Origin of the sequence: Shewanella sp. AS16, from assembly GCF_021412365.1 — a bacterium.
GTDB lineage: Bacteria > Pseudomonadota > Gammaproteobacteria > Enterobacterales > Shewanellaceae > Shewanella > Shewanella salipaludis.
In genome coordinates this window covers 1-284 of sequence record NZ_JAKCLK010000371.1, presented here as the reverse complement: position 1 = coordinate 284, position 284 = coordinate 1, and the positions used below count along the sequence as shown (strand labels likewise).

The window sequence follows — 284 nt, the reverse complement described above, 5'->3', positions numbered from 1 at the left end:
TAAAGGAGAGCTTCTCTTCGTTTTTGACCGTCAGTTTCCACACATCGTCTGGCGATTCGACCAGATACATTCCCCCTTCCGGGTTGCTGTACTGGCCCATCGTCCCTTCCACTTCCGGGTGCCCGGCGTGACCGATGAGAATAGATTCTTCACCACGACGGCTGGCGCGGGCGACTTCCATATGCACTTTGGTCACCAGCGGACAGGTGGCATCAAACACCGTCAAATCGCGGCTTTTCGCTTCGTTACGTACTGCCTGAGAAACACCGTGTGCGGAGAAAATC

The 284-nt window shown here is 54.9% G+C and carries 1 pseudogene; it reads right to left on the bottom strand.

From position 1 onward, the window contains the following. Positions 1-284 (bottom strand): annotated as a pseudogene (ispH, locus tag LZP73_RS20705) (4-hydroxy-3-methylbut-2-enyl diphosphate reductase); the annotation flags it as partial.